This window comes from Bacteroides intestinalis, assembly GCF_003464595.1.
GTDB classification, from domain to species: domain Bacteria; phylum Bacteroidota; class Bacteroidia; order Bacteroidales; family Bacteroidaceae; genus Bacteroides; species Bacteroides intestinalis_A.
Genome location: NZ_QRZF01000031.1, coordinates 1 through 244 on the forward strand (window position 1 = coordinate 1; position 244 = coordinate 244).

Below are 244 nucleotides of genomic sequence, written 5' to 3' on the forward strand. Positions count from 1 at the left end.
TCCTTTTACCGTTTGTCCCGGCAGTCCGTTGCTAACCCGTTCCCCCCCTGTCACTTGTGGCAGGGAGATAGGAATACGGTTTTGCAAGCAAAACCGTATGGTTTGTTTTACTTTCCGTACTGCCCTTTTCCTTGTTTTCTGCCTCCCCTAATGTGCTTTTTTCATAGCTCCATCTGAGATCCTTTGTTTTTGAACGGCAAATTTATTTCGGTGGATGGATACGAAAGAGTTCCGGTCTTCGCCC